The organism is Methanoculleus sp. UBA208, from assembly GCF_002498065.1.
Taxonomy (GTDB): domain Archaea; phylum Halobacteriota; class Methanomicrobia; order Methanomicrobiales; family Methanoculleaceae; genus Methanoculleus.
In genome coordinates this window covers 1-14,469 of sequence record NZ_DAFZ01000031.1, presented here as the reverse complement: position 1 = coordinate 14,469, position 14,469 = coordinate 1, and the positions used below count along the sequence as shown (strand labels likewise).

15 protein-coding genes are annotated in these 14,469 nt (G+C 61.1%); 6 read left to right on the top strand and 9 right to left on the bottom strand.

From position 1 onward, the window contains the following. Positions 1-134 precede the first annotated feature (134 nt). The 3 genes from BRA62_RS02460 to BRA62_RS02450 are packed head-to-tail and all read right to left on the bottom strand — an operon-like array spanning position 135 to position 3,029. Complete coding sequence (locus tag BRA62_RS02460) at positions 135-1,283, bottom strand: hypothetical protein (RefSeq protein WP_292364542.1); 1,149 nt, start codon at positions 1,281-1,283, stop codon at positions 135-137. A gap of 2 nt (positions 1,284-1,285) precedes the next feature. Further along, entirely contained in the window at positions 1,286-2,305 is a 1,020-nt protein-coding gene (locus tag BRA62_RS02455; RefSeq protein WP_292364541.1) for a DUF2117 domain-containing protein, read from the bottom strand. A 34-nt stretch (positions 2,306-2,339) separates the two neighbouring features. Beyond that, a complete protein-coding gene (locus tag BRA62_RS02450) occupies positions 2,340-3,029 on the bottom strand; it encodes a TIGR00266 family protein (protein WP_292364540.1) in 690 nt (229 codons plus the stop codon). A 288-nt stretch (positions 3,030-3,317) separates the two neighbouring features. Here BRA62_RS02450 and BRA62_RS02445 point away from each other — a divergent pair, with 288 nt between their 5' ends. Then, positions 3,318-3,614, top strand: a complete 297-nt coding sequence (locus BRA62_RS02445; RefSeq protein WP_292364539.1) for an HNH endonuclease — start codon at positions 3,318-3,320, stop codon at positions 3,612-3,614. 50 nt (positions 3,615-3,664) lie between these two features. After that, on the top strand, positions 3,665-3,916 hold the full coding sequence (locus BRA62_RS02440; RefSeq protein ID WP_292364538.1) for a hypothetical protein: 252 nt from the start codon (positions 3,665-3,667) through the stop codon (positions 3,914-3,916). A 2-nt stretch (positions 3,917-3,918) separates the two neighbouring features. On the opposite strand, the gene BRA62_RS02435 is transcribed toward BRA62_RS02440, so the two are convergent. Together BRA62_RS02435 and BRA62_RS02430 are read right to left on the bottom strand one after the other, a co-directional pair. After that, positions 3,919-5,739 (bottom strand): YgiQ family radical SAM protein, encoded by a 1,821-nt coding sequence (locus BRA62_RS02435; RefSeq protein ID WP_292364537.1) that lies wholly within the window; start codon positions 5,737-5,739, stop codon positions 3,919-3,921. After that, a complete protein-coding gene (locus BRA62_RS02430; protein WP_292364535.1) occupies positions 5,736-6,185 on the bottom strand; it encodes a PPC domain-containing DNA-binding protein in 450 nt (149 codons plus the stop codon). The genes BRA62_RS02435 and BRA62_RS02430 overlap by 4 nt, the downstream gene beginning before the upstream one ends. A gap of 176 nt (positions 6,186-6,361) precedes the next feature. On the opposite strand from BRA62_RS02430, the gene BRA62_RS02425 reads away from it, so the two are divergent. Then, positions 6,362-7,474, top strand: coding sequence for an acyltransferase (locus BRA62_RS02425; protein ID WP_292364534.1), 1,113 nt, complete (start codon positions 6,362-6,364; stop codon positions 7,472-7,474). A gap of 9 nt (positions 7,475-7,483) precedes the next feature. On the opposite strand, the gene BRA62_RS02420 is transcribed toward BRA62_RS02425, so the two are convergent. The 4 genes from BRA62_RS02420 to mntA all read right to left on the bottom strand — a co-directional run bounded on the left by BRA62_RS02420 (position 7,484) and on the right by mntA (position 9,272). Next, complete coding sequence (locus tag BRA62_RS02420) at positions 7,484-7,858, bottom strand: VOC family protein (protein WP_292364533.1); 375 nt, start codon at positions 7,856-7,858, stop codon at positions 7,484-7,486. Between the two features lie 119 nt (positions 7,859-7,977). Further along, positions 7,978-8,406 (bottom strand): DUF3795 domain-containing protein, encoded by a 429-nt coding sequence (locus BRA62_RS02415; protein ID WP_292364532.1) that lies wholly within the window; start codon positions 8,404-8,406, stop codon positions 7,978-7,980. Positions 8,407-8,434: 28 nt separating this feature from the next. Further along, positions 8,435-8,803 carry a DUF86 domain-containing protein gene (locus BRA62_RS02410; protein WP_292364530.1) on the bottom strand — a complete coding sequence of 123 codons (369 nt, stop codon included), beginning with the start codon at positions 8,801-8,803 and terminating at the stop codon, positions 8,435-8,437. Further along, positions 8,763-9,272: a type VII toxin-antitoxin system MntA family adenylyltransferase antitoxin gene (gene mntA, locus BRA62_RS02405; RefSeq protein ID WP_292364529.1), complete on the bottom strand. Its 510-nt coding sequence runs from the start codon at positions 9,270-9,272 to the stop codon at positions 8,763-8,765. The genes BRA62_RS02410 and mntA overlap by 41 nt, the downstream gene beginning before the upstream one ends. Before the next feature lie 372 nt (positions 9,273-9,644). On the opposite strand from mntA, the gene cas3 reads away from it, so the two are divergent. The 3 genes from cas3 to cas8c are packed head-to-tail and all read left to right on the top strand — an operon-like array spanning position 9,645 to position 14,396. Beyond that, complete coding sequence (gene cas3, locus BRA62_RS02395) at positions 9,645-11,837, top strand: CRISPR-associated helicase Cas3' (protein ID WP_292364528.1); 2,193 nt, start codon at positions 9,645-9,647, stop codon at positions 11,835-11,837. A 25-nt stretch (positions 11,838-11,862) separates the two neighbouring features. Then, complete coding sequence (cas5c, locus tag BRA62_RS02390) at positions 11,863-12,510, top strand: type I-C CRISPR-associated protein Cas5c (RefSeq protein WP_292364527.1); 648 nt, start codon at positions 11,863-11,865, stop codon at positions 12,508-12,510. Further along, on the top strand, positions 12,507-14,396 hold the full coding sequence (gene cas8c / locus BRA62_RS02385) for a type I-C CRISPR-associated protein Cas8c/Csd1 (protein WP_292364526.1): 1,890 nt from the start codon (positions 12,507-12,509) through the stop codon (positions 14,394-14,396). Before cas5c ends, cas8c begins: the two co-directional genes overlap by 4 nt. The last annotated feature ends 73 nt before the right edge of the window (positions 14,397-14,469 follow it).

The window sequence follows — 14,469 nt, the reverse complement described above, 5'->3', positions numbered from 1 at the left end:
CCCCCAATGGCGATAGCCCCCACGGTCCACTGCAGGGGGATTTGTCGAGGAAAGGCCGATCCCGGGGGCCAGCAGGGTTCAGCACCCCTACTTCCAAGTGGGGGGGGATGGCCAGATTAAGGCGCCAAAAGAACCTAGAAGTCAAACAGCGTCTTCTGCGTCACGAGTTCCGGGATGAGCCTGCTGTGGGGCTGCCAGCGGGTGAACCCGATGAGCCGGGAGGCAAGGTCGATTGCCTGCCGAAGATCGGCGCAAGGGGTCTTTCCTCCCCGCATGGCGTTCCGCGTCGCCTCCCGCACGACCCAGGTGCCGAGCGGCGCCCAGTACTCCCCGGTGACGTTTCGGAGGACGAGCACCCTTGCCGAGCGGCGCACGCTCTCCAGATACTCCGCGACCGCGAGGCGTGCCGAGTAGTAGGCTCCCGCGAGCGGGGAGTAGCCGGATTTGGCGAGGCCTTCGCCGTCCACGGCGATCGTCTCGCTTCCGTCTCCCCAGAGCGACTGCTTTCCCCAGACCTCGATCATCTCGAACCTCCAGTCCCCCGGGACGAGGAGGCAGACGATGTGGTTCCCGTAGAGCGAGGCGGAAAAGACCTCTATCCCGGAGAGCGGCGGATATCGGGCGATCTTCTTCTTGAGCTGCTTTGAGACCGTGTCGTCGACCGCCGTGATCGCCCACCGGGTGGGGACGACGCGCCGCTTCTTCTCGTTCCCGAGGAGGCCGGCGGTGAGGAGCTGGGTGATCCGGTAGACGTCGGTGCCCGAGGCGTTGAGGAGTTCGCAGGCGGCGGTCGCGGAGAGGTCGGTGTCGGAGGTCGCCCGGTCGACCGCCCGGTCAACCCGGGCGTTCTCGAGGACGTCCATCTTTTTGATGGCGCCGGTGAGCCCGACGGGGGCGATCGTCCCGTCGAACCGGAGGTCGAAAGCGACCGGTTTTACGAACCGGACTTCCACGTCGAGCGGCTTGTTCGAGAGCGCAATCTCCTGGATATTCCCCGAGAGTCCTTTCGCCTCGCCGGCGCCGCGTATCGTCCGGGCCCGCAGCCCCACGATATCGTCGATCGCGAGCCCTCTCGCAATCCAGTCCGGCGGATGATCGGCGTCGTCGATCATCAGCGGGCCTCCCGCAACCTTCGGGTAGCCGTAGCTCCCGACAAAGACCGACGGTGCGGAGCCCTGGTAGCGGTCGCCCTGCCGGACCGGGACCTGGGCGTAGAACCTGCTCATGATCGGGCAGCGTTCGAGCCCGCAGAACCCCCTTCCTTTACATTCGGCGCAGCGCATGCTCACTCCCCGCGAAGGTCGAGGACGATCCGCACCCTCCCCGCGAGGATACAAAGCGTCTCCTCCACCCATTCCTCCCAGCTGGAAGGGTCGAGGTCTCGTGAGGCTGCAAGCTCCCGTCCGATGTCGTCGTCGCGCCCGCAGGTGACCTCGACCACCACCGATCCCGGGGCGTACCCGGGCTTTACGATGGCGTCGGCGTCTCCGTCGACCACCCCGAAGACGGGGATGCCGGAATGCGAGCAGATATGTCCGCAGACGGCGGTGGTATCGTCGCCGACGGCGAGGACGCCGCAGACATCCTCCCCGATCTCGCGGTAGAGGGTGTGGCCGCAGTGGTCGATGACCGCGACCCTGCCCGTGCGGGAAGCGCGCTCGCCCTGCCGGGGAGGGGTCGAGCGCACCGGCCCGCTCTTGCACCAGGCCGTGCGGATGTCCGAAAGATCCGCCCGGAGGAGTTTCTCAAGCCCGTGGGGCTTCTCTTCGAGGCCGGAGACCGCCCTGAGGGTTCCGTTCTCCCCGGAGAGGATGACCGTCTCCGCCGTCGCGGTCCCGATGACGATCCCGTTCACGAAGACCGCCTCCCCCGGAATACACCCGCGGATCTCCCGAACCCCATCTCGCCGGTCGCCGGCGCTCTTTGCGTGAACGAGAGCGTACCCCGTCCGCTTGACGATCTCCTCCGCGAGGCCCTCGTCGCCACGGTTCCAGCGATAGACGGTTCCGCTCGAGGTCTCGACGTGGACGAGCCCCGGGAGCCGGCCGGCGACAACCTCGCCGAATATCCGCCCGGACTTCGGGGTCTTCCCCCGGTTGACCAGGCACGCCCGTCCGGAGAGGGCGGCGAGGACTACACTCGGCCGCTCGTCCGTGCAGGTGACCGGGAGCCCTGACTCCTCGGCGGCGGTCCGGGCCATCACCCCCGCGACAAGGACCTCCCGCGGGGAGAGGAGCCCGATCAGCCGTTCGACGTCCCCGGCATCGAAGGCCTCGGGACCGTGCACGACCATGACGAGGTTCATCTCGTACACCCTTGAGATGGCAGGGACTATCAGGTTACCGTCCCGACGAGTTCTGGATGGGGAGGTAGGGCATCAGGGAGCTCGCGAGTTTCGCGATATCCATCGACTGCAGGATGACCCGGCCCGGCCCGGTCAGCGTGGTCAGGAAAAGGCCTTCGCCGCCGAAGAATACGGTCTTCACGCCGCCGGCGAGCGCTATGCTGTAGTCGATGGTGCTCTCGAACCCGACGACGAGGCCCGTCTCGACCCTGACCACCTCGCCGGGTGCAAGCGTCATCTCCATGATATCGCCGCAACAGTGGAGAAACGCCTTCCCCCTGCCGGAGAGCCGCTGCAGGATGAACCCCTCGCCGCCGAAGGCGCCCGACCGGAGCCTCTTCGTGAACGCGATATCGAGGTCGATGCCCTGTTCGGAGCAGAGAAAGGCGTCTTTCTGGGCAAGGAACTCGCTATCCGCGAGGTCGAGCGTGAAGATCTTCCCGGGGACGTTCCCGGCGAAGGAGACGAACCCCTCCCCACCCTCCGGGGTGAATTCAGTCATGAAGAGGCCTTCTCCGGACACCATCCGTTTGAGTCCCTTGAAGAGCCCGCCCTTCATGTTGGTGGTCATCTGCATGTTCCCGCTCATGTTGACCATGGCGCCGGCCTCGGCGCAGATGCTCTCGCCGGGGGCGAGGCGGAGGGTCACCATCTGCAGGTTGTCTCCGGTAATCTCGTAATCCATGTTGATGCATTTTCTGTCGCAAAGTAATAGATTTTTCCTTTATTTCACGGGAACAACCCCGGTTCCGGCGTTTTTGCGTCCATTCTCTTGGCTGTTCTCCGGGGAATCGCTCTCCTGGATCTGTTCGCGAAACGGGAGTTTTGTCGTCGTTTTAAATGCCTAATGGGGCCGTTATTGCGCTTTTAACGTTTTTCTGGCGGTGCGAATCCCTCTGTTAGCCCTGATATTCGTGTTCTCCGCCTGCCGATTTACCGAAAGCTTAATCATCTGGAAAAATAATTTCTCCGGGTGGTAAGCGAGCGCGGAGCACCGGTAGCGGCGCATGGTGACGATGCGTTTATTCCAGGGGCGTACATCACGGACGAGGCCATGCAGGCTGTCCTCGAACGGCAGTGCCACCGGTGCGCCGGGTGCAACGCCCCGCTCAGTGCCGATGCAACGCATTTCGACCTCCGGGAGCCGGCGATCTGCGGCGGGTCCCATACGCTCGGGAACTTCGAGGCCCTCTGCCCCTTCTGCCACCGCAACAGCATGCGCCGGATCCGGGAGCAGTTCGCCGATACGATCGACCATAAAAATAAGTAGTACACGGAGCCACACCCTGTATCATGCCCTGCAGGCGGAGAGTAACGGAAGTGGGAGAGTGGCGGTCGACGGCCATGCAGGCGGCGAGCGATCTTGCCGGGAGGCTCGCGCTTCCCTCGGCGCCTCCCGCCCGCGGATGGCGCTCCTGCACGATGCGGACGCTTGATGCCGCCGTCACCCCGGGGACGACGGCCAACACTGCTGTCTCCCTGGCGGTGACGATGTTTGTGATCCCCCGGATCCCGAGCAGGGCCGTCGCGGTGGCTGCCGGGTTTGCCGCGGGCTCGATCCTGGGAAGATAGCCTTATTTTTTCCGCCCCTTTCTCCTCGCCGCACCCCTCTTCGCCGGGACAAGGCACCGCCACGCATTCCCGATGAGGTCCTCCCTCCCGGCCGCGCGGAGCCCTTCGCAGACGAGGCCGTAGTTCTCCGGGTCCCGGTAGTGCATGAGGGCACGCTGGACCCTTTTCTCCCTCCCCTTCGGGACGTAGACCTCCTCGAGGGTGAAAGGATCGAGGCCGGTATGGTAGATGGTCGTCGATATGCTCATCGGGGTCGGTGTGAAGTCCTGGACCTGCTCGGTGTAGAGACCGGTGTCCCGGACATACTCGGCGAGTTCGGCCATATCCTCGATCCGGCACCCGGGATGGCCGGACATGAAGTAGGGGACGAGGTACTGTCGCCCCGGCTTCCCCTTCTGGAGGGCCTCGAACCGCTTCCTGAAGGCGTCAAAGACCTCGCGGGAGGGTTTTCCCATGCAGGCACAGACCCGTTCCGAGACGTGTTCGGGAGCGACCTTGAGGTGCCCGGAGACGTGGTGTTCGCAGACCTCGGCGAGATAGTCGCGGTCCTCCGGACCGATCAGGTCGTAGCGGATGCCCGAGGCAATGAAGACCCGCTTCACCCCCGGGATCCGGCGGAGGCGCCGGAGCAGGCGGAGCTGCTCCTTGTGGCTGCGGTCGAGCGCGGGGCAGTCGATGCAGCGGCGGTCGGGGCAGGTGCCGTCGGTCTCCCACCGGCCGCAGTGGATGCCGTACATGTTCGCCGTCGGCCCGCCGACGTCCTGGACGATCCCGGTGAACTCCGGCATCTTCGCCATCCGCTCCACTTCACGGACGATCGAGTCCGCGCTCCGGCTCTGGATGATCCGCCCCTGGTGGTGGGTGAGGGCGCAGAACGAGCAGGCGCCGAAACATCCCCGGTGGCTGACGACCGAGAACCTGACCGGTTCGAGGGCGGGTATGGGTTCGGTGTAGGAGGGGTGGGCCCTTCGTACGTAGGGGAGTTCGTAGACCCGGTCGAGTTCAACGGACGAGAGGGGCATCGCCGGCGGGTTCTGGATGACGACGGTCTTCGGGTGCGGCTGGGCCACGGGTCGGCCCCGGAAGGGGTCCTGTTCGTTGTAGTGCAGTGCAAACGCGCGTGCGTAGGCGTAACGGTCCTCTTTCACCCCCCTGTAATCGGGGAGGACAACGTACCCGGCATGATCCGTGCCCCGCCACGTTTTGAGGTCGACCCGGTAGGCGGTGCCGGGGATATCGGTGAGGGTTCGTGCTGTCTCGCCGGCGGCAAGCCGGTTGGCGATCGCGACCACCTGGCGCTCGCCCATCCCGAAGACGAGGAGGTCGGCCGGGGCGTCGGCGAGGATGGACTGCCGGACCGAGTCCGACCAGTAGTCGTAGTGGGCGAAGCGCCGGAGGCTCGCCTCGATCCCGCCGATGACGACCGGTGTTGCCGGGAAGAGGGCGTGGACCCGGTCGGTGTAGACGAGGGTCGCCCGGTCGGGCCGCAGAAGCCTTCCGCCGGGCGAGTAGACGTCCGAACTCCGGCGCTTCAGGTTCGGCGTAAAGGCGTTCACCAGTGAATCGACGTTCCCGGCCGAGACCGAGAAGAAGAGCCGGGGCTCGCCCAGGCGCCGGAAGTCGGCGTCGCGCCGCCAGTCGGGCTGGGCGATGACGCCGACCGAATACCCGGCGTCCTGGAGCACCCGCCCGATCAGCGCGGTCCCGAAGGAGGGGTGGTCGACGTAGGCGTCGCCGGTGATCAGGATGACATCGAACCGGTCGATGCCGAGTCGCCCCGCCTCCTCCATCGTCATGGGGAGGAACTCCGGCTGGGCGGTCATGGGAGTACGCGGTCGAAGACCGGCAGGTTGACGCCGGTCTTCTCGTCCGGGAGCCTTCGAGCGGAGATGCCGACGAACTCCGTGACGATCGCCTCGACGACCAGGTAGACCTCCGCCTTCTCCCGGAGGCACCCGGCGAGCGACCGTATTCCCTTCCCCGCCGCCGTGTGGATGTGGATGGACGGCTCCTCCTCTCCCGGGTAGATAGTGGCAAACCCGAGGAGTTCCCATCCGCCGAAGATCTCTTCGTGCTTTGGTGTCGGCGGAAAGACCGGTTCCTTCGGCCCCGTCACGATCTTTGCGGATCTCACGGCTCCGAGAAAGTGGATCATGCCGCTCTGGATGTTCATTGCCGTTACAAAACGCTGGATCTCCCTGATGAAATCCTCTCCGTCGTCGATCCTGACCGTAAAGACCCTGCCGACCTGCCCTTCCGAGTACTGCATGGACTTTCCTCTCCAGATAGGTGGTGCCTCCTGGTATTATAGTGCTTGACCGGCAACCCCTCCGGCTCTGCAGCCTTGCTCGCCGTGCATGCTCCTCCCGCCGGGTGGAGAATTCATATGCACCGCCTCGCAATGGTGTAGTGCCCGCCGGCGGGCGGTTGAGAGGTGTGGCTGCGGTGGTCTGGTTTAAGGAGGTCGAGTACCTGCGGGGGTTTGCCGCCCTCGCCGTGATCGCCGTCCACGTCTCCATGAACTACACCCGGGTCCCCGGCGTGAACCTGCTCGCCCTCCTGGACGTGACCGTTTACATCCTCGCCCACTTTGCCGTGCCGGTCTTCATCTTCATATCCGGGTGGGTGCTCGCGGCACGGTATTTTGGCGAGTATTCGTTCCCGGACTACTACCGGCGCCGGGCCCGGACGATCCTCCTTCCCTACCTCTTCTTTTCCGGCCTCTACCTCATGGTGGCGGTGGAGGGGACGATAGGGTTCGCCGGCGTGCCTGCGCCTGATGCGGTGGCAGAAGCCCTCCTCCTCGGGACCGCCGCCTACCACCTCTGGTTCTTCGTCCTGATCATCCAGCTCTACCTCCTCTTCCCGCTGATCGCGAGAGGCTACGACGCTTTCGACCGGGGCGGGGCGGCGCTCTTCCTCCTTCTCGCGCTCCTCTTCTTCCAGGTCCTCTGGAACGTGGGCGCCCACCTTACGGGAGCGTTTGCGGGCACGGAGTGGTATACGGTGCTGATCCGCTTCTTTCCGTCGCACCTCTTCTACTTCGTCCTCGGGATCTACGTCGCCCGGCATACGGACCGCTTCCGGTCGGCGGTCCGGTCCCTCTCCCCCGCGGGGGTCCTCGCCGCGGCCGGCGGGGGTGCCCTGCTCCTCGGGGGCATGTGGATGGCGGCCGTCCTCCTCTTCGGGAGCATCTCCGGCTCCTCTCTTGCGGTCTTCTGCATCTACCGGATCATCGAGCCGCTCTACTACGTCCCGGTCATCGTCGTGCTCGTCCTCGCGGCCTGGCGGCTGGAGAGGACAGGGGGCCGCCCTGCGGGTGCCTCCCGGTCCTTCGGGGAGCACTCCTACGGGATCTACCTAATCCACCCCCTCGTCATCGCCGCCTGCGCGGCCGCCTGGACTTCATTGTCGGGGCTTGGGTGGGCGGACTGGGTGACTTACCCGGTGCTCTTCCTGGCGACGGCGGCGGTGAGCTACGGGGTGGTGCGGGGGGCGTCGGGGGTCCCGTATGCGGGGTACCTGCTGGGGGAGTCGCGGGTGCGGAAGATGGAGTAGGATGCCCCCTCAATCCCGGGAATCGGTATGGGTCTCCCAGAGGCCGAAGGGATTGTTCTCGGTATCCGTGCAGACCGCAAGCGCCCCAAAGCCGGGGACCGGTGTATACGGCATCATGACCTTTCCGCCCAGTTGCTCTACGAGAGGCAGGTAGTCGGCGATCAAGTCGACATCGAAATACACCGTGATCTTCTGGTCCGGGGCTCCCCGCTTCCCGAGGCCGAGTCCCACACCCGGCTTTCCCTGTTCGTCCGTCGCCTCAGACAGGAAGTAATCGGCGTAACCCGGAGGTGCCTCAAACTTCCAGTGAAAGAGTGTCTCGTAGAACTTCCTGGCCCGCCCGGGGTCCTCTGCCGGGATATCGACATGCACGACGGTCGGCATGATCGTTTCTATAACCGCACTCGCATATGCATGTTTGTATCGCTTGGACGGTTCTGAATGGTTCACTCAAGCCGAAAGAGACGGCAGTTCCGCGGGCGCTCTCCCGGAACCTGCTGCCTTCACTCTTTCCTGTCCGGCTCATACCCGCATGCCGGGCACCGGTAATGGTAGAAGACGATCGTTTTCCTGCACATCGGACAGCGCCACTTCTCTTCCTCTCGAAGCAGCCACGCATCGAGGCCCTGTCTCTGTATTTCCAGAAGATTTCTGTAGATCTCGTGGCGGTACCGGAAGCGCTCATTGTCAGGGTAGGAGCCCTGGAGTTTGTCGGTCAGTTTGCAGGGGAATTCCGTGCACTGCGAGCAGAGTGCAAGGCCCTTCTCCTCGAAACAGCACCGGCGGATCTTGCAGTTCCACTTGCTGGTGCGCCGCTGCTTGTGGTTCTCCGAACCGCACCCCCGACACCCTTTCCCGAACGAAGGGCACGCTCCGCAGTAGACGCCGCACGGGGCCATGCTGTCGGGGAGCCTCTTGGTTTCCGGCATCATCCCTCTTTTCCTCACCGAATACGTTTTCTCATTTTCCGCCGGCGGTGTTTCTGCGGTTGGCCTCATTGAGGATCGACTGGATTCCCTGCTTAAGCACCGGGAGATCGTCGTGTACGGTCAGGAATACCGCATCGTAATCCACGCCGAAGTAATGGTGGACGATCCTATCTCGCATCCCCGCTGCCTCCCTCCAGGGAATCTCCGGGTGCTCCTCGCGTAACTCCGGCGAGATCATCTTTGCTGCCTCGCCAATGATGGTCAGCATGCGTTCGATCCCGGCGCGTTCCAGCCGGCGGTTCCGGAGGTCTTCCGCCGACGAAATTCCTTCGGAGAACTCCTCGATGCTTATGATGGCATCAAGGATGTGGCGGAGATACGCGGGATCCTCTGGCGTCATAAATTACCACGGCATCACTGTATATTGCATCGGCAAGATAGGGGCTCACGGCGTTCTCGGTGACAAGATCTACGTCTCTCCCGAGAGCCCGCTTGAGTTCGTCCTCGATTCGCACAAGCTGGAAGAGGCTTTTGGGTCGGGCAAACCGGACCAGGATGTCGACATCGCTCGTCGCACCGGCTTCCCCCCGTGCATAAGAGCCGAAGACTGCGATCCGGTCGGCACCGTTCCGGGCAAGTATTGCAACGATGGTCTCACGACTCTTCTCAGGTAATCCGTATCCTGTCATTCGCCTGCCCTCATCATATGGTAATGTCAGTATTACGCTCATCGCGTCATCAGTCTTTTGAAAGTGGGTCCCGTCCCTACCGTCCTCAGAAAGGGTTAACGGATGACCCTTCCGATAGACGCTGCTTCGGTTGCCGGTCTCGAAGATCACCGGCACATCGTCCTCGATGATGAGAATCACGCGGTACCGCCCCCCCGGAGGGAGTAGAGCGGGCGAACGGCAGGGGCAGCTCCCGCGGCCCGCTTATCCTTCCCGGTACGGGTTGACGACCGTGATCCCGGGGATGCGCAGGAGGTGCGCGTCTTCGGTGACGATCGTGTCGATCCGGGACTCGATCATCGTTGCGGCAAGGAGGGCGTCCCAGAAGTGGACGCGGTGGGGGTCCCGAATCTCGTGGGCGGAGAGGATGGTCTCGCTGCCGTAACTGAGAACGTTCTGGAAGTTCGGGGTGGGTGAATCGGTGGAGCAATGATTTTTGAGAAATGCTTCTCTGGAATGGGGTTGAATACGAAACGACTACATTTATCGTCCCTTCATCGAACTGTTAGATAGATGGCGGGCTCCGTGTACTATGCCCACTCTACGGGCGATCCTGATAAGTGTGATTGGCAGTTGCTTAGAGTTCACCTGCAGAACGTGGCCGATATTGCCTCAGAGTTTGCAGATCGTTTCGGTGCCGGTGACCTTGCCTATGCCGGGGGCCTGCTGCACGATATCGGGAAGTACTCGCCTGAGTTCCAGCGGCGCCTCGAGGGAGCAAACATGCGGGTCGACCACTCGACTGCCGGTGCACGGGAGGCGAGGGGGTTGTATCACTGGCAGTTGAGCCGCGTTCTGGAGTATATCATCACCGGGCACCACGGTGGCCTCTTGAATTACGGCAGCAGTGAAAGCGGGCTTGAGGAGCGCCTGAGAGATAAACTTCTGCCGGATTACTCGGCATACCGGGATGAGATCTCAATCCCCGATCTTGCGAGTTTCCGCCTGGGGCTGCAGCCGGTTCAGAAAAAGACGGGGTTCTCAATAGGTTTCTTCACACGCATGCTCTACTCGTGCCTTGTCGATGGGGATTCCCTCGATACCGAAGGTTTTGCGGACCCCGGCTCGGCCTCTGTCCGGGGACGCTACGAATCGTTCGAGACCCTGTCGCGGAGGTTCGAGGCGTATATGGCCGCACTCCTCTCGGACGCCGACGAGACCCCGATCAACAGGCAAAGGAGGGAGATCTACGAGCAGTGCAGAGAGAAGGCAGCCCTCCCTCCACAGATGTTTACCCTGACCGTTCCGACCGGCGGGGGGAAGACGCTCTCATCCATGGCGTTTGCGCTTGACCACTTGAAACAGCACGATCTACAGAGGATCTTCTATGTAATCCCCTATACGAGCATCATCGAACAGAACGCCGCAACGTTCAGGGAGATCTTCGGGAGCAGGAACGTGCTGGAGCACCACAGCAACTTCGACCCGAAGGCCGTAACCGGTGATGACGTCGATACCGTGAAGCGTCTCCTCGAACTCTCGGCCGAGAACTGGGATATGCCGATCACCGTGACGACGAACGTCCAGTTCTTTGAGTCGCTCTTCTCGAACAAACGGTCGAGATGCCGCAAGATCCACAACCTTGCCCGGAGCGTGATCATACTCGACGAAGCCCAGATGCTGCCGACGGATTACCTGAAGCCCTGTCTCCAGGCCCTCTCCGAACTTGTCCGGAACTACGGGTCCACGGTCGTCATCTGCACGGCTACCCAGCCGAAACTCAGTGATCTTCTGGACGAAAGCGTCAGCCCTGTCGAGATCATGCGGTCGCCTGCAGAACTCTACGAGACGTTTCGGCGGGTGCGCGTGAACGATCTCGGGTCGTTGAGCGACGAGGAACTCACTGCGAGGCTAAAAAAGCACTGCCAGGTTCTGTGCATCGTCAACACCAGAGCCCATGCACAACACCTGCATGCCGCACTCTCGGAACACGGCAGGTGCTACCACCTGAGCGCCAGAATGTGCCCTGCCCACAGAAGGAAGCAACTGGAGGAGATTAAGGACCAGCTCAAAGCGGGCGCAGAGTGCCGTGTCGTCTCGACCCAGCTGATCGAGGCCGGCGTGAATATCGATTTCCCCGTTGTCTACCGGGCGATAGCCGGCGTCGATTCTATCGCTCAGGCAGCCGGGCGGTGCAACCGCGAGGGGAAGGCCGAGCGGGGAGAGGTCTATGTCTTCCGGTCAACCGAGCGGCACGGCCGGGCCACGAGCTGGCAGCGGCTCACGGCAGAAGTTGGCCGAATGGTCATGGACACATATGACGACCTGCTCTCCCTTCCGGCCGTCGAGACCTACTTCCAGAAACTCTACTCGTATAAGGGCGACGAAGGTCTCGACCGGGAGGAAATACTGCGGTCATTCGAGAGGGGAGCCGGCAGTTTTGCATTCCCGTTCGAGGATGTCGGCTGGAAGTTCAGCATCATCGAGCAGGGAACGAAAGATCTCGTCGTTCCCTATGGCGAAGAGGGGAGAACACTCGTGGACGAACTCCGGTCCAGTGAATCGCCGTGGAAGTATGCACGACGCCTGCAGGGGTATACGATCAATATCTATCCCAACGAATTCCGGGAACTGGAGCGCGCAGGTGAAATCGTTCTTTTCGGCGATAGATTCTATGTGCTGAACGATATGAGCAAATACTCCGAGGAAACAGGACTTATAAATAGAAAAGATATTGGAGGGGAGGGATCACTACTGATTGTTTAGGGAGGTGACGGCTATTGGCTATGGAGTGCGACTGAAGGTCTGGGGTGATTACGCCTGCTTCACCCGACCGGAGATGAAGACGGAGCGGGTGAGTTACGATGTGATGACCCCGTCGGCTGCACGGGGCATCCTCGAGGCAATCCATTGGAAACCTGCCATCTGCTGGAAGATCGATAAGATCCACGTCTTAAACCCGATAAAGTTCGACAACATCCGCCGGAACGAGAGAGGGGGTAAGATTCCGGCGGCGAAGGTGAAGAGCGCGCTTCGCGGAAAGGATGTTGCTTTATTTCAAGATCAGTCCCAGGGGGCTGTCCAGCGGGCATCTCTGCTGTTGCGTGATGTCTGTTACGGGATTGAAGCGCATTTCGAACTGACCGAAAAGGCGGGTTCAGAGGACACTGTCGAGAAACACTACAATGTTGCCCTCCGCAGGATGAGGAAGGGGCAGTGTTTCCACCGGCCTTATTTCGGCTGCCGCGAGTTCCCGGTTCGGTTCGAACTCGTTGAAGGGGAGATGCCGGTGTCCTGTTACACCGGAGAGAAGGATCTCGGGTTCATGCTCTACGACATCGATTTTGCCGATGATATGAAGGCTATCTTTTACCGTGCGGTCATGGTGGACGGCATCATCGATGTGCAGCGCTGTCTCGCTTTCGGGGGCGTCTCATGATCATCCAGTCTCTCTGCCGCTATTACGACATTCTGGCGGAGGATGAGGACGTAACGATCTCCCGGCCGGGATACAGCAGTGGAAAGGTGTCGTTTGCGCTGGTTCTCAGTCCCGAAGGGGAGTTGTCGTATATCGTCGATCTCAGGAGTGACGACAAGAAACCGCGACCACGGGTTATGGATGTGCCGCTACAGCCTACCCGTGCAGCAGGCATAGCGCCTTACGTCCTGTGTGACAACGCGAAATATGTCTTTGGTGTTGAGAAATTCAAGCGAAGCGAATTTGAAAAGAAGTTCCTGAACCCTTCCAGTGAGGGCCCGTCTCCAGAGTACAGGATTCTGGCTGAGAGCGATAAAGAGGTCGTTGTGGTTCATCAGCGCTCACGGGACTACTTTGAAGCCTTTAAGGCCCGGCAGCATGAGATATTCGATTCGCTTGACGATCCCGGCATCCGGGCCCTTTTCGCCTTTCTGGATTCCTGGGACCCCGAGGCCTTCACCAGGCATCCGAAGATCGTAGAGCACATGGATGATCTTCTCAGCGGAGGAAGCTGCATCTTCGAATGCGAGGGGGTCTTCCTGCACACGAAACCTCCGGTGAGGAGGGCCTGGGAGCAGTACCACTCCAATAATAGAGACGGCGATACCTTTACCGCTCAGTGTCTTGTGACCGGAGAACTGGATGCGATAGCCCGCATACATCAACACCTCAAGGGCGTTGCCGGCGCTCAAATGTCGGGGGCTTCACTCGTCGGTTTTAATGACGATTCATTCTGCTCGTACGGAAAAAAACAGAGTTTTAATGCTCCGGTTGGCGAATCGTCGGTGTTCAAGTACACCACCACCCTGAACTATCTCCTTGCCCGTCAGGACTATCGAATGCGGATTGCCGATACAACTGTTGTATTCTGGGCAGAAACAAATGGTACCGCCTGCGAGGAGACTGTAAACTTCTTTTTCGATCCTCATGAGGATACAGAGGGAAATGCAGATGAGGATTCCTCTGATCCGGCAAGAGTGCAGAACTGGCGGAAGATCGAGCTGATGAGAGATGTCCTCGACAAAGTTCGGACGGGCCGCAAGATCCATATCGAGGATGTCGGGGTGGACCCTGAAACGAATTTCTACATGCTTGGTCTGGCTCCAAACAACGCGAGACTCGCGGTGCGGTTCTGGCACGTTGACACCGTTGGCAGTTTCATCGCGAGAGCGGCACGGCACCATCTGGACATGGAGATCGTCAGAGGTGATTACGATCCACAATACGTGTCACTATATCGCCTGCTCAAGGAGACCGTTGCACAAAGTTCTGATAATACAGCGGCCTCGCCACTCCTCGGCGGTCTCCTTATGAGGTCGATCCTGAACGGCACGCCCTATCCGGTTCAGATGTACAGTGCGATTCTCAGTAGAGCGAAGGTTGAGCGGTCGATTAACTCTGTCAGGGCGGGCTTTATCAAGGCCTACCTGCTCCGGCTTGCGAGAGCCGGTCTGACGAATTTACAGGAGGATATGATTAGCGTGAGTCTAGATGAAGAGAACCAGAACGTGCCGTACCGCCTTGGGAGGCTGTTTGCAGTGCTCGAGAAGGCGCAGGCCGATACGAACCGAGAGATGAAGAGCACGATCAACAGCAAGTATTTCGGCAGCGCGTCGGCGACGCCGGCGGTGGTCTTCCCTGTTCTGCTGAAACTCGCACAGCACCACATAGCCAGGTCAGACTGGGGATTCAAGATATCCCAGGGTATCGAAGAAACGTTGCAGGGAGTGAACGAGTTCCCCGCGTATCTGAGCCTGGAGGAACAGGGGATGTTCATGCTTGGTTATTACCACCAGCGGAAGGCGTTTTTCAAAAAGAAAGAGGAAATTGCAAGCGAAGGTGAATGATTATGAGTGAACCCATCGAAAACCGATATGAGTTTGTACTGTTGTTTGATGTCGAGAACGGAAACCCGAATGG

Excerpts from the sequence above, each read along its gene's own strand:
- BRA62_RS02415 (WP_292364532.1), bottom strand. The coding sequence starts at position 8,406 with ATGATGCCGGAAACCAAGAGGCTCCCCGACAGCATGGCCCCGTGCGGC.
- BRA62_RS02420 (WP_292364533.1), bottom strand. The coding sequence starts at position 7,858 with ATGCCGACCGTCGTGCATGTCGATATCCCGGCAGAGGACCCCGGGCGG.
- BRA62_RS02455 (WP_292364541.1), bottom strand. The coding sequence starts at position 2,305 with ATGAACCTCGTCATGGTCGTGCACGGTCCCGAGGCCTTCGATGCCGGG.
- BRA62_RS02410 (WP_292364530.1), bottom strand. The coding sequence starts at position 8,803 with ATGACGCCAGAGGATCCCGCGTATCTCCGCCACATCCTTGATGCCATC.
- BRA62_RS02435 (WP_292364537.1), bottom strand. The coding sequence starts at position 5,739 with ATGACCGCCCAGCCGGAGTTCCTCCCCATGACGATGGAGGAGGCGGGG.
- BRA62_RS02460 (WP_292364542.1), bottom strand. The coding sequence starts at position 1,283 with ATGCGCTGCGCCGAATGTAAAGGAAGGGGGTTCTGCGGGCTCGAACGC.
- cas3 (WP_292364528.1), top strand. The coding sequence starts at position 9,645 with ATGGCGGGCTCCGTGTACTATGCCCACTCTACGGGCGATCCTGATAAG.
- cas8c (WP_292364526.1), top strand. The coding sequence starts at position 12,507 with ATGATCATCCAGTCTCTCTGCCGCTATTACGACATTCTGGCGGAGGAT.
- BRA62_RS02450 (WP_292364540.1), bottom strand. The coding sequence starts at position 3,029 with ATGGATTACGAGATTACCGGAGACAACCTGCAGATGGTGACCCTCCGC.
- BRA62_RS02430 (WP_292364535.1), bottom strand. The coding sequence starts at position 6,185 with ATGCAGTACTCGGAAGGGCAGGTCGGCAGGGTCTTTACGGTCAGGATC.